This is a genomic window from Nocardia tengchongensis (genome assembly GCF_054781395.1).
In genome coordinates, this window is the sequence record NZ_BAAGUM010000017.1 from 523,406 (window position 1) to 546,810 (window position 23,405).

General features: G+C 70.3%; 21 protein-coding genes. 10 read left to right on the forward strand and 11 right to left on the reverse strand.

Features of this window, described 5'->3' with window-relative positions; translation table 11 throughout:
- Positions 1 to 15: 15 nt before the first annotated feature.
- The gene (locus tag ACYVKL_RS33425; protein ID WP_379167141.1) at positions 16 to 1,626 is read right to left on the reverse strand and encodes an FHA domain-containing protein; all 1,611 of its coding nucleotides are present in this window, start codon (positions 1,624 to 1,626) and stop codon (positions 16 to 18) included.
- A gap of 184 nt (positions 1,627 to 1,810) precedes the next feature.
- Between ACYVKL_RS33425 and ACYVKL_RS33430 the strand changes: the two genes are divergently transcribed.
- Positions 1,811 to 2,221 (forward strand): hypothetical protein, encoded by a 411-nt coding sequence (locus ACYVKL_RS33430; RefSeq protein ID WP_379167139.1) that lies wholly within the window; start codon positions 1,811 to 1,813, stop codon positions 2,219 to 2,221.
- Positions 2,222 to 2,340: 119 nt separating this feature from the next.
- Here ACYVKL_RS33430 and ACYVKL_RS33435 read toward each other — a convergent pair whose 3' ends face one another.
- Positions 2,341 to 3,879, reverse strand: coding sequence for a glycerol-3-phosphate dehydrogenase/oxidase (locus ACYVKL_RS33435; RefSeq protein WP_379167138.1), 1,539 nt, complete (start codon positions 3,877 to 3,879; stop codon positions 2,341 to 2,343).
- A 157-nt stretch (positions 3,880 to 4,036) separates the two neighbouring features.
- Positions 4,037 to 4,633, reverse strand: a complete 597-nt coding sequence (locus ACYVKL_RS33440) for a TetR/AcrR family transcriptional regulator (protein ID WP_379167136.1) — start codon at positions 4,631 to 4,633, stop codon at positions 4,037 to 4,039.
- Between the two features lie 62 nt (positions 4,634 to 4,695).
- Here ACYVKL_RS33440 and ACYVKL_RS33445 point away from each other — a divergent pair, with 62 nt between their 5' ends.
- Together ACYVKL_RS33445 and ACYVKL_RS33450 are read left to right on the forward strand one after the other, a co-directional pair.
- Positions 4,696 to 6,330, forward strand: coding sequence for an FAD-binding oxidoreductase (locus ACYVKL_RS33445; RefSeq protein ID WP_379167134.1), 1,635 nt, complete (start codon positions 4,696 to 4,698; stop codon positions 6,328 to 6,330).
- Complete coding sequence (locus tag ACYVKL_RS33450) at positions 6,327 to 7,253, forward strand: diacylglycerol/lipid kinase family protein (protein ID WP_213557354.1); 927 nt, start codon at positions 6,327 to 6,329, stop codon at positions 7,251 to 7,253. The genes ACYVKL_RS33445 and ACYVKL_RS33450 overlap by 4 nt, the downstream gene beginning before the upstream one ends.
- A gap of 60 nt (positions 7,254 to 7,313) precedes the next feature.
- Here the strand turns inward: ACYVKL_RS33450 and ACYVKL_RS33455 are convergent, their stop codons facing one another.
- From ACYVKL_RS33455 to ACYVKL_RS33485, 7 genes are all read right to left on the reverse strand, one after another.
- Complete coding sequence (locus tag ACYVKL_RS33455) at positions 7,314 to 8,078, reverse strand: SDR family NAD(P)-dependent oxidoreductase (RefSeq protein ID WP_379167132.1); 765 nt, start codon at positions 8,076 to 8,078, stop codon at positions 7,314 to 7,316.
- Between the two features lie 12 nt (positions 8,079 to 8,090).
- Positions 8,091 to 8,750 carry a DUF4386 domain-containing protein gene (locus tag ACYVKL_RS33460; protein ID WP_379167130.1) on the reverse strand — a complete coding sequence of 220 codons (660 nt, stop codon included), beginning with the start codon at positions 8,748 to 8,750 and terminating at the stop codon, positions 8,091 to 8,093.
- Between the two features lie 25 nt (positions 8,751 to 8,775).
- Positions 8,776 to 9,597 carry an SGNH/GDSL hydrolase family protein gene (locus ACYVKL_RS33465; protein WP_379167128.1) on the reverse strand — a complete coding sequence of 274 codons (822 nt, stop codon included), beginning with the start codon at positions 9,595 to 9,597 and terminating at the stop codon, positions 8,776 to 8,778.
- 50 nt (positions 9,598 to 9,647) lie between these two features.
- Positions 9,648 to 10,088: a MarR family winged helix-turn-helix transcriptional regulator gene (locus ACYVKL_RS33470; RefSeq protein ID WP_213557350.1), complete on the reverse strand. Its 441-nt coding sequence runs from the start codon at positions 10,086 to 10,088 to the stop codon at positions 9,648 to 9,650.
- A gap of 31 nt (positions 10,089 to 10,119) precedes the next feature.
- Positions 10,120 to 10,497, reverse strand: coding sequence for a nuclear transport factor 2 family protein (locus tag ACYVKL_RS33475; protein ID WP_379167126.1), 378 nt, complete (start codon positions 10,495 to 10,497; stop codon positions 10,120 to 10,122).
- Positions 10,494 to 11,963: an MFS transporter gene (locus tag ACYVKL_RS33480; RefSeq protein WP_379167124.1), complete on the reverse strand. Its 1,470-nt coding sequence runs from the start codon at positions 11,961 to 11,963 to the stop codon at positions 10,494 to 10,496. Before ACYVKL_RS33480 ends, ACYVKL_RS33475 begins: the two co-directional genes overlap by 4 nt.
- Positions 11,964 to 12,131: 168 nt before the next feature.
- The gene (locus ACYVKL_RS33485) at positions 12,132 to 12,773 is read right to left on the reverse strand and encodes a class I SAM-dependent methyltransferase (protein WP_379167122.1); all 642 of its coding nucleotides are present in this window, start codon (positions 12,771 to 12,773) and stop codon (positions 12,132 to 12,134) included.
- A gap of 199 nt (positions 12,774 to 12,972) precedes the next feature.
- On the opposite strand from ACYVKL_RS33485, the gene ACYVKL_RS33490 reads away from it, so the two are divergent.
- The 5 genes from ACYVKL_RS33490 to ACYVKL_RS33510 all read left to right on the forward strand — a co-directional run bounded on the left by ACYVKL_RS33490 (position 12,973) and on the right by ACYVKL_RS33510 (position 21,616).
- Positions 12,973 to 15,657, forward strand: coding sequence for a valine--tRNA ligase (locus ACYVKL_RS33490; protein WP_357193029.1), 2,685 nt, complete (start codon positions 12,973 to 12,975; stop codon positions 15,655 to 15,657).
- Positions 15,654 to 17,099: a bifunctional tetrahydrofolate synthase/dihydrofolate synthase gene (folC, locus tag ACYVKL_RS33495; protein ID WP_417629431.1), complete on the forward strand. Its 1,446-nt coding sequence runs from the start codon at positions 15,654 to 15,656 to the stop codon at positions 17,097 to 17,099. Before ACYVKL_RS33490 ends, folC begins: the two co-directional genes overlap by 4 nt.
- Entirely contained in the window at positions 17,096 to 17,500 is a 405-nt protein-coding gene (locus ACYVKL_RS33500; protein WP_379167120.1) for a DUF4233 domain-containing protein, read from the forward strand. The genes folC and ACYVKL_RS33500 overlap by 4 nt, the downstream gene beginning before the upstream one ends.
- Positions 17,501 to 17,665: 165 nt before the next feature.
- Positions 17,666 to 18,082 carry a nucleoside-diphosphate kinase gene (ndk, locus tag ACYVKL_RS33505; protein WP_213557345.1) on the forward strand — a complete coding sequence of 139 codons (417 nt, stop codon included), beginning with the start codon at positions 17,666 to 17,668 and terminating at the stop codon, positions 18,080 to 18,082.
- Positions 18,083 to 18,622: 540 nt separating this feature from the next.
- Positions 18,623 to 21,616, forward strand: coding sequence for a translation initiation factor IF-2 N-terminal domain-containing protein (locus ACYVKL_RS33510; protein ID WP_379167914.1), 2,994 nt, complete (start codon positions 18,623 to 18,625; stop codon positions 21,614 to 21,616).
- Positions 21,617 to 21,949: 333 nt separating this feature from the next.
- Here ACYVKL_RS33510 and ACYVKL_RS33515 read toward each other — a convergent pair whose 3' ends face one another.
- Positions 21,950 to 22,357, reverse strand: a complete 408-nt coding sequence (locus ACYVKL_RS33515) for a DUF3224 domain-containing protein (RefSeq protein ID WP_379167118.1) — start codon at positions 22,355 to 22,357, stop codon at positions 21,950 to 21,952.
- Positions 22,358 to 22,664: 307 nt separating this feature from the next.
- On the opposite strand from ACYVKL_RS33515, the gene rplU reads away from it, so the two are divergent.
- Together rplU and rpmA are read left to right on the forward strand one after the other, a co-directional pair.
- Positions 22,665 to 22,976: a 50S ribosomal protein L21 gene (gene rplU / locus ACYVKL_RS33520; RefSeq protein ID WP_213557343.1), complete on the forward strand. Its 312-nt coding sequence runs from the start codon at positions 22,665 to 22,667 to the stop codon at positions 22,974 to 22,976.
- A gap of 40 nt (positions 22,977 to 23,016) precedes the next feature.
- The gene (gene rpmA, locus ACYVKL_RS33525; RefSeq protein WP_040806195.1) at positions 23,017 to 23,283 is read left to right on the forward strand and encodes a 50S ribosomal protein L27; all 267 of its coding nucleotides are present in this window, start codon (positions 23,017 to 23,019) and stop codon (positions 23,281 to 23,283) included.
- Positions 23,284 to 23,405 lie beyond the last annotated feature (122 nt).

A 23,405-nucleotide genomic window follows, 5' to 3' on the forward strand; every position in this document is an offset into this window, starting at 1 on the left:
CTCGCCGGCGCTCGACTACGGGTGGCTCGAACGGTAGGTGAGGATCCGCTCCCCGATGCGCAGACTCCAGCCCGCCTTCAACTCCGTCGGCTGCTGGCCCACGCGAATCCACTCCGCGGCGCCGGGCGCCGCCACGAACGTGCCGCCCGGGGTGCCCGCATCCCGCACGAACACCTGACCCTTCTCGATGAACACCCGCGCGTGCACGCGGGAAACATGCCGGTCGCGCGCGATCACGATCGGCGAGGCCACCGCCCGCCGCACCGCCTCGTCGATCATCGGATCGCGGCCGATCACATACGGGCGATCCAACGGATACGTCTCGCCCTCCGTGCTCGTGAGCGCGGCGCCCGCCCCCGCCAGCGTGGACGTGGAGGGCGGACCGGACGGCACCCGGGTCTCGGCTCCCTCGGACTCGGGGGAGTAGGCGGCGGTCGGCGGCTGCTCCCCCGGATCGGGGCGATTCTCCCGCCCGGAGGCAGGCGGCGAATCCGCCGCGGGCCGCTTCGACAAATCCGGCCCGGCAGCCCGGGGAGCTTGCGCGGGGTGCTCGGCTCGCGGGGCACCCGGTCGTTGTCCCTGAGCGGGAGCCGTGGGCGCGTTCCGCGGATACGCGGGCCCGGGCTCGGAATCGGGGCCTGACGGGGAAACCTGTTGTGCGGAAGCGGGTTCCGCGCCCGATCCGGGCGTGGGCGTCGAGAACCGGATACGTGACGGCGGGGGAGTCGAAACGCGCCGGGTCACATCCAGGTTCGGCCCGGAGCCAGGCGGCGACGCCGGCGAGGACGGGGCGGCCGCGGGCCCGGACGCACGCTCGGTCGGCGCGGGGATCGGCTTCGAGGCGTGTTCGGGCGCGGCGGGGGCCGGTTTCGACCCGTGATCGGGTACGGCAGCAGCCGGTTTCGACCCGTGTTCAGCTGGGGCGGCAGCCGGCCTAGAACCGTGCTCGGGTGAGGCAGCAGCCGGCCTCGAACCGTGGTCAGGTGGGGGAGAAGCAGGCTTCGACGCGTGTTGGGCCGGGGCGGGGATGGGGCCTGACGCGGGCCGGTCGGCTGGGCCCGCCGGGGGCCGGTGGTCGGGCGTGCGCTCCCGGGCGACCGGCTCATGGGCCGCAGCCGCTCTCGGGGCGGGGTCGGCGGTGCGTGGGGCCGACAGGCCGGAGACCGGCGCGTGCAGGACGAAGCCGCGGCCCGGGACGACGCCCGCGCGCAGATCGGTGTGGGGGATTTCGCCGCTCGCGCCGTCGGCGGCCAGGGTGAGGCGGCGGACCGGGTGCCCGACGATCTCGTCGGCCCAGGTCATGGCCCGTTCCCCGGAGAGTTTGCGGGAGCCCTCGGGGCCGTCGACCGCGGCGGTGACCGGGCCGCGCAGCAGGATCAGCAGGCCGCCGGCGGTCGGGGCGACCACACCGAAGGCGGGGGGCTGGGCGGAGCCGGTGAAGACGGTGGCGGCGAGCCGCTGGGCGATGGCCATCCCCGGGTCGTGGGCGGTGGCGGCGGCCTCGGCGGTGCCGAGAATCCGGTCCGTGGACGGGCTGTCCCCGTACAGGAAGATGACCACGTTTCCGTACCGGGCGACCAGGCCGGCCCCCGGTATCACTCCGACCCGCGTCGGCATTCGGCCCATCCGCGCCTCCCTCTCCCGGCGCTCGGAATATCGCAGCCAAGCATATGACCGTTCCACCCGGGTTCGCAGCGACACGTAATCCGCCCGATTGCGGCAATGCACCCCGAAGCCGGGATGCGCGAGCGAGGATCGTGGCATCGTGCCGGTGCATTCGGCCCCGGCAGCACCCGATGAGGACCGAACCATGACGGGCTCGATCATCAGGACCACGACCGCCGCCGCGGTCGGTTGCGCCACGGTCGCCACCATCGCCGCGCTCGCCGCCCCCGCCGCCGCGACCGGCACCCGGGTCGGCATCGATCCGGGTATCAGCTTCGGACTGGCCACCAACTACGGCACCGGCTGCAGCTACGCCATCGACGGCGTCGTGGACGACCCGGTCACCCCGGTCGTCTTCTACGACAACAACGTTCCCTTCGCCGTCGCCAACCCCTCCGGCTCGCTGGCGCAGGCCCACTGGACCCCGGCTACCCCCGGACCGCACCGCCTGCAGATCTGGCAGCGCCACGCCGGCGCCGCGGACGTCTTCCCCTACGTCGACATCCAGGTGGGCACCGGCCTGCCCACCGGTTCCGGCTGCGCCGTCCCCGGCTGACCGGGCCCGGCGCGGCCTCGCGGCAACGGCCGCCGGTGGAGGCGGTGCGGCTACCGGCCGTGACCGCGGCGCCGCAACCGCCCCACACGAAAGCGGCGCGGCAATTCGGTACCCGACAGCTACTGGAAAGCTGCCAGGGCGGCGGGCTCGGCGGCCTTGCGATCGGTGTCGACCAGGCCGATGCGGGTGCGGCGGTCGAGCAGGTCGGCTTCGTCCACGGCCCCCTCGTGGGAGACCGCGAAGGCGAATTCGGCCGCGGTGACGTCGATCCCGGGCGCGACCTCCGCCGCCAGGGCCGGATGCTGTTGTGCCAGTTCGAGAACCGCGGCGGCCTCGCTGCCGTAGCGCTCGACCAGCCGGGGCGGGGCCTGAATGGCATCGCGAGCCGCGCCGGACACCGCACCGACCAGCGGCAGCGCGCGGGTGCGGCAGGGGGCCGCGGACAGCCGCGCGTGCGCCACCGCGGCGTCCGTGGCGTCCTCGGCCATCTTGCGGTAGGTGGTGAGCTTGCCGCCCACCACCGTGATCACGCCGGTGGGGGAGGTCAGTACCGCATGCTCGCGGGAGATGTCGGCGGTGCTGTCGTCGCCGGTGCGCAGCAGCGGTCGCAGGCCCGCGAAGGAGCCGCGGATATCGCTGCGGCGCAACGGCTCCCGCAGCACCGTGTTGACGGTGTCGAGCAGGAAGTCGATCTCGCCGTCGGTGGCGTGCGGGACGTCGGGCACCGGGCCGGGCGCCTCCTCGTCGGTGAGACCCAGGTACACGCGGTTGTGCGCGGCCGGGAAGGCGAAGATGAAACGACTGGTGCTGCCCGGGATCGGCACGGTCAGCGACGCGGTGAGACCGCCGAACGCGGCCGCGTCGAACACCAGGTGCGTGCCGCGCGACGGCCGCAGCTCGATGCTCGGATCCACCTGATCGGCCCACACGCCGGTGGCGTTCACCACCGAACGCGCTGTCACGTCCAGGGTTTCACCGGTGAGGGTGTCGGTCAGGGTGGCCGAGGTGCCGGTCACGTTCCCGGCCTCGACCCGGGTCAGCACCGTGGCGCCCTCCCGCGCGGCGGTGCGGGCGATGGCCACCACCAGCCGCGCGTCATCGACCAATTGCCCGTCCCAGGCCAGCAATCCGCCGCGCAGCCCGTCCCGTCGCACGGTCGGGGCGAACCGCAGCGCCTCCGCCGCGGCCACCCGCCGCGACCGCGGCAGCACCGACGCCGGCGTGCCCGCCGTCCGGCGCAGCACGTCCCCGGCCAGGAACCCGGCCCGCACCAGCAGCTTCTGTGCCGCACCGATATTCGGCAGCAGCGGCACCACCTGCGGCAGCGCCCGGGTCAGATGCGGCGCCGTGCAGGTCAGCAGGATGTCGCGCTCGACCGCGCTCTCGTGCGCGATCCCGACGCCACCGCTGGCCAGATACCGCAGGCCGCCGTGCACCAGCTTGGAACTCCACCGGCTGGTCCCGAACGCGAAGTCGTGCTTCTCCACCAGCACCGTCCGCAAACCGCGCGCGGTCGCGTCCAGCGCCACCCCGACGCCGGTGATGCCGCCGCCGATCACCAGCACGTCGATCGGGGCCCCGTCGCCCAGCGCGGTCAGCTCCCGCTGCCGTCGCTCCCGATTGAGCGCGGAATTGGACCGATCCGGATTGCTGGTCATATCAGGGCCTTTCGATGCGGGTGTCGATGGAAGGGAGTGAGTCCGTGGCGACGGACGGCCGATCGGTCCGCGGTTCCGGCGCCCGTTCCGTGCCGCGCCGTATCCGCCCTAAGGAGCGGAATCGTTGCGCGGGAGGGGATTCGGTCGCCGGACATGGTCATCGCGGGCCGGGGTCGCCGGGCGTGAGGTAGCCGTTCAGGGCGTGGGTCAGTTCGGCGTCGAGGTGGTCGCTCTCGAGCACCACCGCGAACGCGGAGGCGGACTGGACCGCGGATTGGGCGATGAGCAGCAGCATGGCGGCCAGGTGCTGGGGGTCGCCGTCGCGAATGGAGTTGTCGGCCTGGCCTTGCCGGATGCCGTCGGCGAACAGGTCGATGAGGGCGCGCTGGTTGCGGCCCAGGCGTTCGAACACGTAGGTCTGCATGACGTCGGCGTCGGCGCGGAAGATCTTGGCGAACAGGGGGTTTCGGCGGATCATCGACCCGCCGCCGACGATCGCGCCGACCAGGCGCGCGCGGCCGGTGCCGGTGCTGGGGGCGGTGTCGACGATGATCTCGCGCAGTTCGCGCACCAGCAGGTCGGCCACCAGCGAGCCGGTGTCGGGCCAGCGGCGATACACGGTGGGACGGCTGACACCGGCACGGCGGGCCACCTCGGTCAGGGTGGTGCGCCGGACGCCGAATTCGGCCACGCAGGCGCGTGCCGCGTCCAGGATGGCCCGGTCGACGGCGGATGATGGTTCGGTAGAACTCATGGTTGCCACCATGGGAGAGTAGTTGCCGTTACTGCTTGACATTCTATGTCACACTGTAACGCATGGTCGACACACAAGCAGCTTCCGCATCCACCGAAAACTCGGGCGAGGCGCACGCCCGCGCGAGTATGGTGTGGGACGCCTGGGGTTCCCCGGCCGGACACAAACCACTGTCCGAGCAGATCCGGGGACTGCTCACGCAGGTATTCGGGGTGTCCGGCGAGCCGGCGACCCGTCGCGATGAGGGCGATGTGCCGTTGCGCGCCTCGGCGCTCACGCCGGATCAGCATGCCGGACTCGTCGCGGTGGTCGGAGCCGAGAACCTGTCGATCGACCACCGCGACCGGCTGCTCCGCGCCGGTGGCAAGTCCACCCCCGACCTGCTGCGCCGCCGCGCCGAGGGCGAGCAGGACGCGCCCGACGCCGTCGCCTTCCCCGCCGACCACGACGAAGTCCTCGCGGTCCTGAAGTACTGCGCCGCCAACGCCATCGCGGTCGTGCCCTTCGGCGGCGGCACCAGCGTCGTCGGCGGCCTCGACCCGGCCCGCGGCGAGTTCCCGGCCGTCATCGCTCTCGACCTGCGCCGCCTCGACACCCTCACCGACGTCGACCCGGTCAGCGGCACCGCCACCCTGGGCGCGGGCCTCACCGGCCCGCAGGCCGAGGAACTGCTTGCCCGCCACGGCCTTTCGCTCGGCCACTTCCCGCAGAGCTTCGAATACGCCACCATCGGCGGCTTCGCGGCCACCCGCTCCTCGGGCCAGGCCTCGGCCGGCTACGGCCGCTTCGACGACATGATCCAGCGCTTCCGGATCGCCACCCCCGCAGGCGATCTCGACCTGGGCCGCGCCCCCGCCTCCGCCGCCGGACCCGATCTGCGCGAACTGTTCTCCGGCTCGGAGGGCACCCTCGGCATCATCACCGAGGTCACCCTGCGCGTGCACCCGGTCCCCGAGACCACCGGCTACCAGGCCTGGTCCTTCCCCGACTTCGCCACCGGCGCGGCCGCCCTGCGCGCGGTCATCCAGGCCGGGGCCGCCCCCACCGTCATGCGGCTCTCCGACGAGGCCGAGACCGGCCTGAACCTGGCCCGGGCCGGAGACATCGGCGGCGCGGCCGTCGGCGGCTGCCTGGCCGTCACCACCTTCGAGGGCACCGCCGCGCACGTGGCCGCCCGCAGCACCGAGGCCGCCGCCCTGCTGGCCGCCACCGGCGGCACCGCTCTCGGCGAGGGCCCGGCCCGCGAATGGGAGCACGGCCGCTTCGCCGCCCCCTACCTGCGGGACGCGCTGCTGGACGTGGGCGTGCTGTGCGAGACCCTCGAAACCGCCACCACCTGGAGCAATCTCGACAACCTGAAGGCCAAGGTGACCGCGGCGCTGGTCGACGCGCTCGGCCTGCCGGCCCTGGTCATGTGCCACATCTCGCACACCTACCCGACCGGCGCGTCGCTGTACTTCACCGTCGTCGCCAAGCAGGCCCAGGACCCGATCGCCGGCTGGGCCGTCGCCAAGAAGGCCGCGGGCGATGCCATCGTGGCCGCGGGCGGCACCATCACCCACCACCACGCGATCGGCGCCGACCACCGCCCCTGGATGACCGATGAGATCGGTGACCTGGGCGTTCAGGTGCTGCGCGCGGTGAAGAACGCCGTGGATCCCACCGGAATCCTGAACCCTGGGAAGCTGATTCCGTGAGAACCATCCGCTCCATCGCCCTGGTGACCAACGCGCTCTCCGGTCACGGCAAGGGCGCACTGGTCGCCGTCGAGGCGGCCAACCGGTTCGTCGAGTTCGGCGTCCAGGTCACCGAGATCCGCGGTGAGTCGGCCGCCGACAGCGAACGACTGGTCCGCAAGGCGCTGGCCGACCCCGACAAGCGTCCCGATGCCGTGGTGGCGGCGGGCGGCGACGGCCTGGTCGGCGTCGTGCTGCAGGCGCTCGCGGGCACCGGCGTGCCGTTGGGCCTGATACCCGGCGGCACCGGCAACGACCTGGCCCGCGAACTCGGCATCCCCGACGACACCGCCGCCGCGGTGGCCACCATCCTGGACGGCCGCACCCGCGCCATCGACCTCGGCACCGTCGAGACCGAGGAATCGGGTCGTGCCGTCTGGTTCGCCACCGTCACCGGCACCGGCCTCGACGCCCGGGTCACCCTGCGCGCCAACGCCTTACGCTGGCCCAACGGTCCCATGCGCTACACCGTCGCGGCCTTGCTCGAACTCGTGGGCAAGCTCGCGGTCCCGTATCGCATCGAACTGACCGGTTCCCCGGACCACCCCGACGGCACGGTCCTCGAACTCGACGCGGTCATGGTGGCGGTCGGCAACACCAGCACCTACGGCGGCGGCATGCGCATCACCCCCGACGCCGAGATCGACGACGGCCTGCTCGACCTCACCGTCGTCGGCGCCATGTCCCGCCTGGAAATGCTGCGCCTGCTCCCGACCCTGTCGGCCGGCAAGCGCATCGACCACCCGGCCGCCGTCCAGTACCGGGCCCGCGAGATCCGCCTCACCGCCCCCGGCGCCCCCGCCACCGCGGACGGCGACCCGGCCGGCCACCTCCCGGCCCTGTTCCGCGCCCACCCCGGCGTCCTGGACGTCCTCGTCCCATGACGTCGACGCACTGTGCCCCATGCCGGAAGGCATGGGGCACAGTGCGTATCGGGGTGGGCCTCAGTTGGTGATCCGGCCCCCGGCGACATCGATGGTGATGCCGGTCAGATAGGCGGAGGCATCCGAGGCCAGGAACAGCGCGGCCTCCGCGACATCGTCGGGGGTGCCCAGGCGGCGCAGCGGATGCTGCGCCGCCACCTGCTGCTGAACCGCCTCGGGCATATTGGCGGCGACCTTCTCGGTGCGGATGGCGGTGGGGGCCAGCGCATTCACGCGGATGCCGTGCGGACCGAGCTCGGTGGCCAGGTGACGGGTGAGCATCACCACGCCCGCGTTGGCGACGCCGTAGGCCAGATTCGCCTGGGACGGTTGCCGTCCTGCCGAAGAGGACATGGTGATGATGCTGCCGTGCGCCCGCTCGATCATGCCGGTCAGGAAGGTGCGGATGGTCAGGAAGACCGAGGTCAGATCGGAGTCGAGGACCTGATGCCAGCGTTGCTCGGTCAGTTCGGCGCTCGGCGTCGGGTAGCCCTGACCGCCGGCGAACGCGGCGAGGATATCGACCGGACCGAGCTCGTTCTCGACCAGTTCACGCACGGAGGCGAGGTCGGCGTCGGAGGTGACGTCGGCGACGGCGGCGACCGCGGTCCCGCCCGCACTGGTGATCGCGGTGACCACCTCGCCCAGAGCCTGCTCGTCGCGGCCCACCACGCAGACCCGTGCCCCATTGGCGGCCAGGGCGCGCGCGGTCCGCGCGCCGATGCCTCGCGAGCCGCCGGTGATGACGGCGGTCTTGCCGGACAGGTCGGAATAGCTGCTGATCATTGCGGTGACCTTTCAAACATGCGCGGGGAGCGCGGATTCCGTCGGGAACGACGCACGCCGCGACACCACGACGGCGGTGCAGATCAACCAGATCAGCCCGCCGAAGCGGACGACCGGCAGCAGATAGGTGAACCCGGAGGCCACCAGCGCCAGCGTCGAGAGCGCCGCCGCGCCGGCGATCACCAATCCGAAGATGCCGACCCAGCGCGGCAATTCGGTGTCCATCAGCACCGGAATCGACAGACCCAGGGCGAGCAGCCCGAACCCGGCGGCATAGGCGGGTCCGCCGGTCAGGAACGCCAGATCTGCGAACGCCCGCGCCGATTCCGGTGCGGTCGAACTGGGTAGCCGCGCACCGGTCCAGGAGAACAGTGCGCTGAGGGTGAGCCCGGACGCGGCGAGCGCTCCGCCCATGACCGCGATGGCCGGGGCCCGCAGCGCCCGGTGCAACAGCCCGGTCGCGAGGACGAGCGGAGCGGCCGACAGCAGCAACAGAAACGCGCCGAGATGGATCAGGTCCTGATGGGCGGTGGTGTAGGCCAGCACGGCCGCACCGCTGGCATCCGGGTGCGGCGTAGCGGAATTTGTGGCGACGTAGGCGATGGTGAGCCCGGTGAAGGGCAGGACGGGGACCAGTGTCAGGAGTCTGGAGCGGGGGGCGATGATCGTCATGAGCGGTGATCCTTGGTCTCGAGAGTCAGGAAATCCGGGACAGGGTGGCGACCAGCTCGACCGTGACCGCCATCTGGCCGTCGATGGTCAGATGCACGCCGTCGTCGAGATGTAGCTCGGCTCCGGGGAGGGGTTCGGTGACCGACAGGGCGTCGACCACGGGTTCCGGTTGAACGGACAGCACCTTCGCGGTGTCCGCCATATCCGCTGTGGCCCAGGTGATTCCGGCCCTCCGGAAATGTGTGAAGGTGGCGGCGCGGCCCTCGTCGACCGCGGTCGGGGTGAGCCAAACCCACTGTGCGGAAGTGATTTCCAGGCCGCGGTCGCGCAGCAGCAGCAGGTTGCGTGCGGTCTCGGTGGCGCTGACCAGCCGGGTTCGGGTGCTGCCCAGCCGTTGTGCGTCGTTCGCGCCGAGCTGGCACAGCACCCAGTCCGGACGCTGGAAGCCCAGGCCCGGCAGTGTGGTCAGCGCTTGTGTTGTGGTGCACCCGGTCACGGCCGCATTGGTCAACTGGATCGCGTCGCCAGGGCGGCGGATGGCCAGCAGTTGACGCAGAATCTCGAACCAGGACAGTCGATCCGCCGTGGAACTCTCACCGAGCGCGAGCACGTGCTGACCCGCCGCGAACGGCAGCCGGTCCACCTGTGCCGCCAATTCGGCATCCTCGAGCAGTTCCTCGGCGGCCTGGCGGGTCTGATCGGCGAATCCCGCACGCAGGTCCCGGTATTCGCCCGGATCGAGGTCGAACAGTCCGGCGACGCGGGCGTCGTCGAGACCGTTCAGGTAGGGCAGCGCCTTCTCGGGCTGCTGGAATCGGATGAGCTTGGCGAGCAGTTCGGGGTTCATGGTCACTCCAGTTCGGGCGGTGCCGACTCCCGGGTGACCTCGAACCGGGGTCAGGGGACGGTCGGCTTGTTCATGTTGTGCGCCAGCCGGTCCAGCAGATCGCTGAGCACGGCGACCTCGTCATCGCTGAATCCGGCCCGCAGGCGCTGATCGTGGGCGGCGGCCGCACCGGCCAGCCGCAGGAACAGGGCGTCCCCGCGCTCGGTGAGTTCCACCTGCTGCACCCGGCGGTTGGCCGGATCCCGGCGCCGGGTAACGAGCCCCTCGTTCTCCATCGCGGTGAGGTGGTGGGTGAGCGTCGCGCCCTCGATACCCACCGCCTTCGCCAGCTCCCGCTGGTTGCCGAGCTGCTGAGTCTTCAAGGTCAGCAGGATCAGCCAGACCGGCAGCGAACCTCCCGAGGCGGCGAGGGTCTCGTCGAAGGCGCGGCTGACCGTTTTCGCGGTGCGGGTCAGAACCAGGCCTACGGGGGTTCGGTCGGGTCTCGGCATTCCCTCAACGTACCTCGATGGATTCGCGCCGCTACGGTCCGACGCTGGTGCTCAGATGCAGTCCGGCCAGCTGCCAGCGGCCGTCCCGCTCGACCGCGACATGCGTGCTCCGGAACCGGCCGTCGGCCTTGTTGCCCTGGTATTCGGCCTCCTGGACGTAGCGGCCGATCGCGATGGCGGCGGCGCCGTAATCGCGGACGATGACCGGGTCCTCCCACACGATCGACGTGGTCCGCAGCGCCCCGTTGCGGTAGCGGTCCAGCCACGCGCCCTTGTCGAGCACGAACCCGGCCGGCCCGACCAGGGTGAAGTCCGGCACAGCCATATCGTTCAGTGCCGCAACGTCTTCGAGCTGCTCGGCCGCGGCCCAGCGCCGGCACAACTCGCGCACCTGATCTTCGACGGTCATTGGTCTCCCTTTCGTGGATTTCCGGTGATGAGCAACCCCGCCGCGAGTGCGGCGAGGAAGAGCAGCGCCGCCGCCCAGGCGGTGGCGGTGGTGTAGCCGTGGACCACGGCGGCGACGGCGGATCGGTCCGGACGTCCGGTCAGGAATCCGGCGGCCGCGCTGGTGGCGACGGTGTTGAGCACCGCGACCCCGAGCGAGCCGCCGATCTGCTGACCGGCGTTCACCACGGCCGCCACCACGCCCGCCTGCCGGGGCGGCGCGTCGGCGGTGGCCACACTGATCGCGGGGGCGAACACGCAGCCCATTCCCGCGCCGAGCAGCAGCAGCGCGGGCAGCACGCCGGAGGCGTAGTGACTGTCCGGGGTCAAACGGGTGAGCAATGCCATTGCGAGCCCGGCGCCGCACAACCCGGGCACGATCAGCGTGCGGGGCGTGACCCGATGCGTCAGGCGAGCCGAAATCAGCTGCGCCGCAGCGGCTACCGCCAACGACAGCGGCAGAAAAGCGAGCCCGGCCCGCAGCGGGCCGTACCCGAGCACCGATTGCAGGTAGTAGGTGAGGAACAGGAACAGCGCGAGCATCCCGGCGACCGCGCAGGCCACCGTCAGCACCGCCCCCACCCGATTGCGGTTCGCGAACAATCCCAGCGGCAGCAGCGGATCGGCGACCCGCGCCTCCCACAGCCCGAACAGCGCCAGCCCGATCACCCCGCCCGCTCCGGGAGCGAGCGTCGACATCGACGCCCATCCCGAGGTCGCGGCCTGGGACGCACCGAACACGACCGCCGTGACGCCGCCGGTCGCCAGGACCGCGCCGACGATATCGAGTCGTTCCCGGCGGATCCCGCGATCACCCGGCACCAGCAGCCGGCTACCGGCCAGGACCACGGCCACCAGCGCGATGTTCACATAGCAGCACCAGCGCCAGCTCAATGTCTGCGTCAGCAGGCCGCCCAGCACCAGCCCGATCGCGCCACCGCCACCGGCGATCGCCCCGAACACCGCGAAGGCTTTCGCCCGCAGCCGGGGATCGGCGAAGGTCACGCTCACCAGGCCCAGCACCGTCGGCGCGAGCAACGCGCCGAACACGCCTTGCGCGGCTCGGGCCGCGACCAGTTCGGCCAGATTCCGTGCCAATCCGGCGGCTCCGGAGGCCAGCGCGAATCCCGCCAATCCGATAGTGAGCGCCCGCCGCCGCCCGAGCAGATCCGACAGCCTGCCCCCGATCAGCAGCAGCCCGCCGAACGCCAGCGTGTACGCGGTGATGACCCACGCCCGCCCCGAATCGGAGAACCCGAGGTCCGCCTGCGCCGACGGCAACGCCACATTCATCACGGTCGCGTCGAGCGCAATCATCAACTGCGTCAACGAAACCACCACGAGCACGGCCCACTGCCGGGTGGTCGCCGGTGTCGGCTCGACCTCGTCCCGCACCGGGGGACTCGCCCCGGCCCTGTCGACAGCCACCACGTTCCTCCTCGGTAGAACCAATCCGAGTGAAACGTTAGATATCGAATGATTAGATGTCAAACGTTTGCGGGACAGAAGTGTGCCGGAACCCGTCGACGATCACTTCATGGTGGCCGCGAAGGCCGGGCGCAACCGAAGTACGCCCGGACCGCGACCGCTCGACCCCTATCCGGTGGGGCGGGCGATGAGCAGATGGCCCGTCATCGGCCTGCTGGTGACCTCACGCTGATCGACCGTGAGGCCGACCCGCTCCAGCGCCGCACGGACTTCGGCGACCGGGCGGAGCGTGAATCCGTATGGGGTGAAAGGCATTTTCGCCATGGCGTCGGGGTCTCCGATGCCGATCACCAAGCGGCCCTTGGATTTCAGGACGCGAGCCAGCTCGGCGCACGCCGCGTCCAGCTCGGGCACGAAATAGATGGTGTTGCAGGTGATTACGGCATCCAGCGAGTCGTCCGCCAGGGGCAGTCCGGTGAGTGAACCCTCGACGAGGCGCAGCCGGTTGGAGGACACGTCGGCCGCGTACTCGCGGCGCGCCCGGGTGAGCATGTCCGCGGAGAGCTCGACGCCGGTCACGGTGCCGGTGGTGCCGACCCGGCCCAACAGCAGAGTAAGGCCGAGACCGCCGCCGAAGCCGATGTCGGCGGCCGCGTCGGTGGGGGTGACCTCGGCGGCGGTGACGGCGGCCTCGATCAGGGGGTGGTTGCCGCGGTTGAGCATGCGGGCGACGAGCTTGCCGAGGCGGCCGTGGGGGTGGCCCAGCTGGCCGGCGACCGTCGACATCAACCGTGTGACAATCGGATTCATGGTTTTCAGGCTACTGGGTCACAACCTGAGAATTGGGTATGGATTCGGGGGAATCGCGCAAAACGGCGGTAGTGTGGACGTCGAGGGCGAGGCTTCCGGTGTCCCTCATCCGCCGGAAGCCTCGCCCTTCGGCTATCCAAAATCACCCCTGGGAAAAACCCGGTCGTTGGGCGATAATCCCAGCCCTTAGAATCACACGGTGACCAGCGCAGCCTCTGAGAACCCGCGAAATCGTGCCGATGCCCTCCCCAAGAGCTGGAACCCCAGCGACGTCGAGGCCGACCTGTACGAGCGCTGGGTAGGCGCCGGTTACTTCACCGCCGACACCGGCAGCGCCAAGCCCGCGTACTCCATCGTGCTGCCGCCGCCGAACGTCACCGGCACCCTGCACATGGGCCACGCCCTCGACCACACCCTCATGGACCTGCTCACCCGCCGCAAGCGGATGCAGGGCTTCGAGGTGCTGTGGCTGCCCGGCATGGACCACGCCGGCATCGCCACCCAGACCGTGGTGGAGAAGCAGCTCGCCGTCGACGGCAAGACCAAGGAAGACTTCGGCCGCGAACTGTTCGTCGACAAGGTCTGGGACTGGAAGCGCGAATCCGGCGGCCAGATCCAGGGCCAGATGCGCCGCCTCGGCGACGGCGTCGACTGGAGCCGCGACCGCTTCACCATGGACGAGGGCCTGTCCCGCGCCGTGCAGACCATCTTCAAGCGCCTCTACGACGCCGGCCTCATCTACCGCGCCGAACGCCTGGTGAACTGGTCGCCGGTGCTGAAGACCGGCATCTCCGACCTCGAGGTGGACCACAAGGAGGTCGAGGGCGAGCTCGTCTCGCTGCGCTACGGCTCGCTGAACGATGACGAGCCGCACGTGATCGTGGCCACCACCCGCGTGGAGACCATGCTCGGTGACACCGCCGTCGCGGTGCACCCCGACGACGAGCGCTACCAGGCGCTGATCGGCACCACCGTCTACCACCCGATCACCGGCCGCCAGATCCCGATCGTCGCCGACGACTACGTGGACCCCGAGTTCGGCTCCGGCGCGGTCAAGATCACCCCCGCGCACGACCCCAACGACTTCGAGCTCGGCCTGCGCCACAACCTGCCGATGCCGACCATCATGGACATCACCGGCAAGATCGCCGACAGCGGAACCGAATTCGACGGCATGGACCGCTTCGAGGCGCGGCTGAAGATCCGCGAGCGCCTCGAGGCCGAGGGTCGCGTGGTCGGGCGCAAGTACCCCTACATCCACCAGGTCGGCCACTCCGAGCGCTCCGGTGAACCCATCGAACCCCGCCTGTCCATGCAGTGGTGGGTCAAGGTCGAGGGCATCGCCAAGGCCGCCGGCGACGCGGTCCGCAACGGCGACGTCAAGATCCACCCGGCCAGCCAGGAACCGCGCTGGTTCGAGTGGGTCGACAACATGCACGACTGGAACATCTCGCGGCAGCTGTGGTGGGGCCACCGCATCCCGATCTGGTACGGCCCCGAAGGCGAGATCGTCTGCGTCGGACCCGACGAGCAGGCCCCCGAGGGCTACGTCCAGGACCCCGACGTGCTCGACACCTGGTTCTCCTCGGGCCTGTGGCCCTTCTCCACCATGGGCTGGCCCGACTCCACCGAGGAACTGCGCAAGTTCTACCCGACCAGCGTGCTGGTCACCGGCTACGACATCCTCTTCTTCTGGGTCGCCCGGATGATGATGTTCGGCATGTTCGTCTCCGACGACCCGGTGCTCACCGCCGGCAAGGACGCCAAGCAGGTCCCGTTCCAGGATGTGTTCCTGCACGGCCTGATTCGCGACGAACACGGCAAGAAGATGTCCAAGTCGCGCGGCAACGGCATCGACCCGCTGGACTGGATCAACGAGTACGGCGCCGACGCCACCCGCTTCACCCTGGCCCGCGGCGCCCAGCCCGGCGGCGACCTCTCGGTCGGCACCTCGCACGTGACCGCCTCGCGCAGCTTCATCACCAAGCTGTTCAACGCCACCAAGTTCGCGCTCATGAACGGCGCGCAGCCGGGCGAACTGCCCGCCCGCGACACCCTCACCGACAGCGACCTGTGGATCCTCGACCGCCTCGACGAGGTCATCGCCGAGGTCGACGGCGCCCTGGACCGCTACGAGTTCAGCAAGGCCCTCGAAGGGCTCTACCACTTCGCGTGGGACGAATTCTGCAGCTGGTACCTGGAATTGGCGAAGGTTCAGTTCGCCGAGTCCGAGGAGCGCGCCGCGAGCACCCGCATCGTGCTCGGCAACGTCCTCGACGCCGTGCTGCGCCTGCTGCACCCGGCCGTCCCGTTCGTCACCGAAACCCTGTGGCAGGCGCTGACCGACGGCGCCGAGGGCGAGTCCATCGTCATCTCCGCCTGGCCGGCCGTCTCCGGCGCGACCGCCGACACCGCCGCGGCCCAGCGGGTGGCCGACACCCAGAAGCTGATCACCGAGATCCGCCGCTTCCGCGCCGACCAGGGCCTGGCCGACAGCCAGAAGGTGGCCGCCCGCATCGCCGGCATCGACGCCGCCGACCTGCGCGCCCAGGAGGCGGGCATCGCCAACCTGGCCAAGCTGACCGAGGCGGGCGCGGACTTCGCGGCCACCGCGTCGGTCGAGGTGCGCCTGAGCACCGCGACGGTCACCGTCGAGATCGACACCTCCGGCACGGTCGACCTCGACGCCGAGCGCCGCCGCCTGGAGAAGGACCTCGCCGCCGCGCAGAAGGAACTGGCCGGCACCAACGGCAAGCTCGGCAACGCGGCCTTCCTGGCCAAGGCCCCCGAGGACGTGGTCGCGAAGATCAAGGCGCGCAAGGAGATCGCCGAGGGCGATGTCGAGCGCGTCACCGCCCGGCTCGCCGAGTTGGCCGCCAAGTGAACGACGAACCGGAGCGTCAGTACGCGGAGGGCTCGCTGACCCACGGCACCTCGCCGGTGGATCTGGCCGAGATGGCGCTGGTCGAGGCCGAACTCGATCGGCGCTGGCCGGAGACCAAGATCGAGCCGTCGCTGTCGCGGATCGCGACGCTGATGGATCTGCTGGGCTCGCCCCAGCAGTCCTATCCGGCCATCCACATCGCCGGCACCAACGGCAAGACCTCGGTGACTCGCATGATCGACGCGCTGCTCACCGCGCTGCACCGGCGGACCGGGCGGATCACCAGCCCGCACCTGCAACTGGCCACCGAGCGCATCGCCATCGACAACGCGCCCATCACGCCGGGACGCTACGTGGAGGTGTACCGGGAGCTGCTGCCGTTCGTCGAGATGATCGACGCGCAGTCGAAAGCCGCAGGCGGCCCGGCCATGTCGAAGTTCGAGGTGCTCACCGGGATGGCGTACGCGGCCTTCGCGGAAGCGCCGGTGGATGTGGCCGTGGTGGAGACCGGACTGGGTGGTCGCTGGGATGCCACCAATGTGATCGACGGCCAGGTCGCCGTCATCACCCCGATCGGCTTGGACCACACCGAATTCCTCGGCCCCGACCTCACCTCCATCGCGGGGGAGAAGGCCGGAATCATCAAGAAGGCCCCCGAGGACGAACTGTCCCCGCGCGACACCGTCGCCGTCATCGCCCAGCAGGAACCCGAAGTCATGGACGTCCTGCTGCGCCGCGCCGTAGAAGTCGACGCGGCCGTGGCTCGCGAAGGCTCTGAGTTCCAGGTGCTTTCGCGTCGCGTCGCCATCGGCGGCCAGATGCTCGAACTCCAGGGCCTCGGCGGCGTCTACGACGACATCTTCCTGCCCATGCACGGCGAACACCAGGCCCGCAATGCCGTGCTCGCGCTGGCCGCGGTCGAGGCGTTCTTCGGCGCGGGCGCGTCGCGGCAGCTCGACATCGACGCGGTGCGAGCCGGATTCGCGAGCGCGCTCAGCCCGGGCCGGATGGAGCGCATGCGCAGCGCGCCCACCATCTTCATCGACGCCGCGCACAACCCGCACGGCGCCAAGGCTTTGGCCGCCACCCTGACCAGCGAGTTCGACTTCCGCAAACTGGTCGGCGTGGTCGCGGTGCTGGCCGACAAGGACGCCGGCGGCATCCTCGACGCGCTGGAACCGATCCTCGACGAGATCGTCGTCACCGAGAACGGCTCCCCGCGCGCGCTGCCCGTCGACGACCTGGCCAACCTCGCGGTCCAGCGATTCGGCGACGAACGCGTGGCCGTCGCCCACGACCTGGCCGACGCCATCGAGACCGCCATCGCGCTCGCCGAAGGCGGGGAGGACGGCGAATTGGTTTCCGGCGCGGGCATAGTCATCACCGGCTCGGTCGTCACCGCCGGGTCCGCCCGCAGCCTGTTCGGAAAGGATCCCGCATGACGGACGCCACCCCCGAGGTCCCGCCGCCCGCCACCGACCCGTGGAAGGGCCTGCGCGGCGTCATGGCCGGCACCCTGGTCCTCGAGGCCATCACCGTGCTGCTCGCGCTGCCGGTGATCAGTGCCGTCGGCGGCGGCCTGCGCTGGTGGTCGGTCCTCTACGTCGTCGGGCTGGCCGTGGTGATGTTCCTCGGCGCGGGCGTGCAGCGCCGGCCCTGGGCCATCCCGTTCAACCTGGCCCTGCAGGTGGCGTTGCTGCTCGGCGGCTTCATCCACATCTCGATCCTGGTGATCGGCGTGGTCTTCGTCGCCGTGTGGGTGTTCGTGCTGTTCCTGCGCGCGGATGTGAAGAAGCGCATGGACGCAGGCCAGCTCCCCAGTCAGCGAATGTCCGGGTCGTAGTTTGCGTTGCCCAGGGTGACAACTGATTTCGTTGCGCCCGGGGTAACTCGCCGGGTACGTCCAGAATTGTTTCGGATCCTGACCGCCGGTCCGCGAATGGGACTGGTTGCGGCTCTCAACTGTGCGCTTGAGTCTCGGAGAGGCGGGGGAGCTAAGGTTGCGGGCGTGACTGAGCAGACGTTGGTACTCATCAAGCCCGACGGCGTGGCCCGCGGCCTCGTCGGGGAGATCATCACCCGCATCGAGCGCAAGGGTCTGAAGATCGCGGCGCTGAAGCTCGTGAACGTCTCCGAGGAAGTGGCGGTGGTCCACTATGCCGAGCACGCCGAGCGTCCGTTCTTCGGCTCCCTGATCGAATTCATCACCTCCGGTCCGGTCGTCGCGGCCGTGCTCGAGGGTGAGCGCGCCATCGCCGCCTTCCGCCAGATCGCCGGCGGCACCGACCCGGTCGAGAAGGCCGTCCCCGGCAGCATTCGCGGCGACTACGCCCTCGAGACCCAGTTCAACCTCGTGCACGGCTCCGACTCGCCCGAGTCCGCCAAGCGTGAGATCGACATCTGGTTCCCCGGGTTCGCGCACTGATCTCGCGGGGGTGTTTGCCCCCGAATCCTCTATCGATAGGTCCGGGGGTACGCCCCCGGACCTTCGGCGTAGTGAACGCCCATGACACTCGCGAGGCCCGCTCCGGGCCGCGTGGGCACGACGCCCCGGCGTGGTGTGGGATACTGGCTCTGGAAGTGACCGACGCCGGCCGTTTGCGGCAGGCATCGTTCACCTCCGAACGACACCGCGGAGCGACGGACGATCATCGCTGCCGCCGACGGCTTCCTAGACTCGGCCGTTGGACAGGCACGCTGGATGAACGCTCGTGACACGGAGTTGAGCCAACCAACCAGGCGCCACGTGACCTGTTAGCCCGAACGACGAGACACCGGTGATAACGGGCCACGCGGCGCGAAGACTTACGATCTCGCGCCTCCGGGCGTGAGGCCAACAGAACAGTGCCCCCGCGTCGGCCGCGTCACTCCTAAGTAGGAACGCGCCCGGGGGCCCCGAGGAGATTTCGTGGCCGATCAAGAGCCGCAGGACGCATCGCAGGTGAACGGTGAAGGGGGCGCTCAGATCACCCCGGCTGCCGGACAATTGCCGGAACGGATCCGAGTGCACGCACTGGCGAAGCTGCTGGGCACCACCAGCAAACGTATTCTGGCCCACCTGACCGAGATGGGCGCTCAAGCGAGAAGCCCGCAGTCGAGTCTGGATCGCACCGTCGCCGAGACCGTGCGCGACGCCTTCGGGCCGCGTGATGTCGAGGCCGCCCCGGCGGGTCCGGGACCGATCGCCGAAAACACCGTCGACGCCGCCATCGCCGCGGGCGACGACCGGGCCGCCGACGAGCTGGCCGCCGAGGAAGTCGAGGCCGCCGAGTCTGCGGTCACCCCGACCTCGTCGCAGTCCACCCTGTTCGCCAGCCCCTTCCTGAGCGAGGCCCAGGCCGAGGAGCAGGTGCAGTATCAGCCGGCCGCCGTCGTCGCGGCGCCGCTGTTCCTGTCGCCGGACGCCACGGCCGTCGAGGAGACCCGCCGCAAGCGCCGTGAGCGCAAGCCGCGCGTCGAAGAGCCGGTCGCCGAGGAGAAGGTGACCGAGGAGACCGCGGTCACCGAGGACACCGCCGCCGAGGACGCCGAGGACGAGGGCGACTGGGACGGCGATCAGGACCGGGAGCAGCGCGAGGGCACCTCGCGTCGCCGCCGCCGGGGCCGTCGCGGCCGCGGCCGGGGTCGCGGTGAGCAGCACGGCGACGCCGAGGGCGAGGACGAGGAGTCCGACACCGAGGACGAGTCGGCCGAAGCTGCCGACACCGAGGCCGCCGACGAGGACGAGGACACGGGCGTGCCCGAGGGTTCCAGTAGCCGTCGCCGCCGTCGCCGTCGCCGCCGCAAGGGCGGGGACGACAACGAGCCCGAGGTCTCCGAGGACGATCCGCCGAACACCGTCGTGCACGAGCGGGAGCCGCGCAGCAAGCGCCGCGCCGCCGCGCAGGTGGACGAGGTGCAGGGCATCAGCGGTTCCACCCGCCTGGAAGCCAAGCGTCAGCGCCGCCGCGACGGTCGCGAGGCCGGCCGCCGCCGCCCGCCGATCCTGACCGAGTCGGAGTTCCTGGCCCGCCGCGAAGCGGTGGACCGGGTGATGGTGGTGCGCGAGAAGCACTTCCCCGAACACCCGACCTCCACCACCCAGGTGGCGGTGCTCGAGGACAACATCCTGGTCGAGCACTTCGTGACCTCCACGGGCTCGGCGTCCATGGTCGGCAACGTGTACCTGGGCAAGGTGCAGAACGTGCTGCCGTCGATGGAGGCCGCCTTCGTCGACATCGGCCGCGGCCGCAACGGCGTGCTGTACGCGGGCGAGGTGAACTGGGAGGCCGCCGGGCTGGGCGGCAAGGAGCGCAAGATCGAGCAGGCGCTTCGTCCCGGTGACACCGTGCTGGTGCAGGTCTCGAAGGATCCGGTGGGCCACAAGGGCGCCCGCCTGACCACGCAAATCAGCCTGGCCGGTCGCTTCCTGGTGTACGTGCCGGGCGGCTCCTCGACCGGCATCTCGCGCAAGCTGCCCGACACCGAGCGCAAGCGGCTCAAGGAGATCCTGCGCGACATCGTGCCGCAGGACGCGGGTGTCATCATCCGTACCGCGTCGGAGGGTGTCTCCGAGCCGGAGCTGGCGCGTGACGTCGAGCGGCTGCAGGCGACCTGGCGCACCATCGAGGAGCAGTCCAAGCAGGGCTCGGGCGCGCCCAAGACCCTCTACGAGGAGCCTGACCTGCTGGTCAAGGTGGTCCGCGACCTGTTCAACGAGGACTTCTCGAAGCTGGTCATCGAGGGCGAGCGCGCCTGGACCACGGTCGAGAACTACGTGCGCACGGTCGCTCCGGACATGCTGGCCCGCGTCGAGCGCTACGACAACAGCGCAGTGGACGTCTTCGGCAGCCTGCGCATCGACGAGCAGCTGGCCAAGGCGCTCGACCGCAAGGTGTGGCTGCCCTCGGGCGGCACCCTGGTGATCGACCGCACCGAGGCGATGACCGTGGTCGACGTCAACACCGGCAAGTTCACCGGGTCGGGCGGGTCCAACCTCGAGGAGACGGTGACCCGCAACAACCTGGAGGCGGCCGAGGAGATCGTGCGCCAGATGCGGTTGCGCGACATCGGCGGCATGATCGTCGTCGACTTCATCGACATGGTGCTCGAGTCCAACCGGGATCTGGTGCTACGCCGCCTGACCGAGGCGCTGGGCCGCGACCGCACCCGCCACCAGGTTTCCGAGGTCACCTCGCTGGGCCTGGTCCAGATGACCCGTAAGAAGCTGGGCACCGGCCTGGTCGAGGCGTTCTCCACCACCTGTGAGACCTGCCACGGCCGCGGCATCCTGGTGCACAACTACCCGGTCGAATCCTCGGCTCCGGCCGGTGCGGACAGCGGGGAGGGCGTGAGCCGTCGCGAGGGTTCGCGTCGTCGTCGCAAGGACCGCAACGCCGCTGCCGCCGAGCCGGCCCCGGCCGTCGAACCGGTGGCCGAGGAGCCGGCCGAGAAGCCCGAGGATCTGGCGGAGAAGGCCGAGAAGGCCGCCACCAAGCGGGCCCACCCGGTCGCTCTCGCCATGGCCGCGCACGCCACCGACGAGGAACTGGCCGCCGAGGGCGCGGCGCTCACCAACGGCGCTGCCGCCGAGGCGCTGGTGGACGAGGCCGAGGCCGCGTCCGAGGTGCAGGCCGCCGCGTCCGCGCCCGCCGCGGACACCGTGGTGGTCGAATCCGAGCCGGAGGCAATCGAATCGCCGATCGCCGAGGCGAAGGCGGCCGTCGCCGCCGTGGCCGCGGCGGAGGCCGCCGCACCGGTGACGTCGGGTCGTCGTCCCGCCCGTCGCCGGGTGGCGCGCACGGCCGCGGCTCCCGCGTCCGACAGCCAGGGCGCGGTGTTCGTGCTCTCCAGCGGTGAGCAGGCCGACAAGCCGGGCTTCAACCTCGACGACCTGGCTCCGGCCGTGGTCCCGCCGCGCGCCCGCCCGCGCCGCCGGGCCGCGGGCCGTCCCGCCGGTGCGCCGGAGGGCGAGAACTAGCCTCCACGTCGGAGATCGACTGTGGCCCCGCCGGATTCCGGTGGGGCCACAGCTTTTTCTCGTATGATGAACGCCATTCACGGACCGCTCACGGTCCGGCAACGTTGTTCGCACAGGCTCCGGGCGTTCGATCCATCACACCGTTCGATCCATCACAGAAGGGGAAATCATATGGGTTCCGCAGCCGACTTCCTGAGCGACCTGCTCGTCCAGATCATCACCAAGCTGCTGTCCGCCGGCAGCAGCACCCTCAGCGCGAAGTAGCTCGCAGCTCGCGTGAGACGACCGTGGCCCCGCCGGAATCCCGGCGGGGCCACGGTCTTTCGGTGTGCGTCAGGCGAGTTCGTAGTCGAACCAGATGCGGTGGGTGCCGTCCGCGTCGATGGCGATGTCGCCCTCGCCGGTGATGCCCGTCAGCGCGCCGGTGCCGCTGCCCGGCACGATGGCGAAGAACCCGTCGCTGCGGTCGGTACCGGTGGTCGAGGCCGCGTGCACGAAGTTGAACGCGCCCGCCTGCCCGTTCAGGGCGCCTTCGAAGGATTCCATCGCCAGGTAGGTCCCGATGCCCTGCTCCTGGTCGAAGGCGGCGGTGAACAGGGTGGCGGAACGCCCCGCGACCTCGCCCTCGAACTGCTTCTCCATCTTCGACAGTCCGACCGGCAGTCCGGTGGCGACGGCGGGGTCGGGGGTGATGTCGGTGGGGGTGAAGGACTTGACGCTGAAGGTGCCTGTCGCTCGCATGATTCGATTTTGCCCGGGTGGCGTGCCGCGATCTTGTAAGAACGCGACACCTGCGGGAGAGCGGTGCGGCAGCCCCGGTTTGGAGTGGTCACCGGTGTCCTGTAGTCTTGGTCAGTCGCTGCCCCCTGCGACGGCACTCTGTTGTGACTAGTGCTGTGAGTGGGCCCGGTTCGGTTCGTTAGAGCCACTGGCCCGAGGCGGCGGTGAATACCCAGACCAGTCTGCGGCGGTTACCGGTTGTGAATCGGATGACCAGCCGTGTGAACATAGTGCCGAGCACTTGTAAAGAAAGAAGGGCAGCCGACCGATGGCATCGTACGCAATCGTCAAGACCGGCGGAAAGCAGTACAAGGTCGCGGTCGGTGACCTGGTGAAGGTCGAGAAGATCGAGGGTGAGCCGGGCACTGCTGTGTCCCTGGCGCCGGTGCTGGTCGTTGACGGCGCCGAGCTGACCACCGATGCTGACAAGCTGGCGAAGGTTTCCGTGTCCGCCGAGGTCGTCGAACAGACCAAGGGCCCGAAGATCCGCATCCACAAGTTCAAGAACAAGACCGGCTACCACAAGCGTCAGGGCCACCGTCAGAAGCTGACGGTCCTGAAGGTCACCGGCATCAAGTAATCCGACTTGGGGTTCGTCACCCCGGCACGAGGAGTTTGAAATGGCACATAAGAAGGGTGCATCCAGCTCGCGCAATGGTCGCGATTCGAATGCCCAGCGGCTCGGCGTGAAGCGCTTCGGCGGTCAGACCGTCAAGGCCGGCGAGATCCTGGTTCGCCAGCGCGGCACGCACTTCCACCCCGGCGTCAACGTCGGCCGTGGCGGCGACGACACGCTGTTCGCTCTCGAGGCGGGCGCGGTGCAGTTCGGTACCAAGCGTGGTCGCAAGACCGTCAACATCGTGGTGCCGGAGCCGGTGAACGCCTGACCGGCGCACCGGAGTCCGCTCCACTAGCTTTTCGAAGCGGGTCAGGGTTGCACTAACCCTGGCCCGCTTTGCTGTTCGCAGCCCCGCTCGCGCTTCCTGCCGAGTCCCGGGGCGTCACATTC

What these genes read in the sequence shown, in the direction of transcription:
- ACYVKL_RS33425 (WP_379167141.1), bottom strand. Translation starts at nt 1,626, where the DNA reads ATGGGCCGAATGCCGACGCGGGTCGGAGTGATACCGGGGGCCGGCCTG.
- ACYVKL_RS33430 (WP_379167139.1), top strand. Translation starts at nt 1,811, where the DNA reads ATGACGGGCTCGATCATCAGGACCACGACCGCCGCCGCGGTCGGTTGC.
- ACYVKL_RS33435 (WP_379167138.1), bottom strand. Translation starts at nt 3,879, where the DNA reads ATGACCAGCAATCCGGATCGGTCCAATTCCGCGCTCAATCGGGAGCGA.
- ACYVKL_RS33440 (WP_379167136.1), bottom strand. Translation starts at nt 4,633, where the DNA reads ATGAGTTCTACCGAACCATCATCCGCCGTCGACCGGGCCATCCTGGAC.
- ACYVKL_RS33445 (WP_379167134.1), top strand. Translation starts at nt 4,696, where the DNA reads ATGGTCGACACACAAGCAGCTTCCGCATCCACCGAAAACTCGGGCGAG.
- ACYVKL_RS33455 (WP_379167132.1), bottom strand. Translation starts at nt 8,078, where the DNA reads ATGATCAGCAGCTATTCCGACCTGTCCGGCAAGACCGCCGTCATCACC.
- ACYVKL_RS33460 (WP_379167130.1), bottom strand. Translation starts at nt 8,750, where the DNA reads ATGACGATCATCGCCCCCCGCTCCAGACTCCTGACACTGGTCCCCGTC.
- ACYVKL_RS33465 (WP_379167128.1), bottom strand. Translation starts at nt 9,597, where the DNA reads ATGAACCCCGAACTGCTCGCCAAGCTCATCCGATTCCAGCAGCCCGAG.
- ACYVKL_RS33470 (WP_213557350.1), bottom strand. Translation starts at nt 10,088, where the DNA reads ATGCCGAGACCCGACCGAACCCCCGTAGGCCTGGTTCTGACCCGCACC.
- ACYVKL_RS33475 (WP_379167126.1), bottom strand. Translation starts at nt 10,497, where the DNA reads ATGACCGTCGAAGATCAGGTGCGCGAGTTGTGCCGGCGCTGGGCCGCG.
- ACYVKL_RS33485 (WP_379167122.1), bottom strand. Translation starts at nt 12,773, where the DNA reads ATGAATCCGATTGTCACACGGTTGATGTCGACGGTCGCCGGCCAGCTG.
- ACYVKL_RS33500 (WP_379167120.1), top strand. Translation starts at nt 17,096, where the DNA reads ATGACGGACGCCACCCCCGAGGTCCCGCCGCCCGCCACCGACCCGTGG.
- ACYVKL_RS33515 (WP_379167118.1), bottom strand. Translation starts at nt 22,357, where the DNA reads ATGCGAGCGACAGGCACCTTCAGCGTCAAGTCCTTCACCCCCACCGAC.
- rplU (WP_213557343.1), top strand. Translation starts at nt 22,665, where the DNA reads ATGGCATCGTACGCAATCGTCAAGACCGGCGGAAAGCAGTACAAGGTC.
- rpmA (WP_040806195.1), top strand. Translation starts at nt 23,017, where the DNA reads ATGGCACATAAGAAGGGTGCATCCAGCTCGCGCAATGGTCGCGATTCG.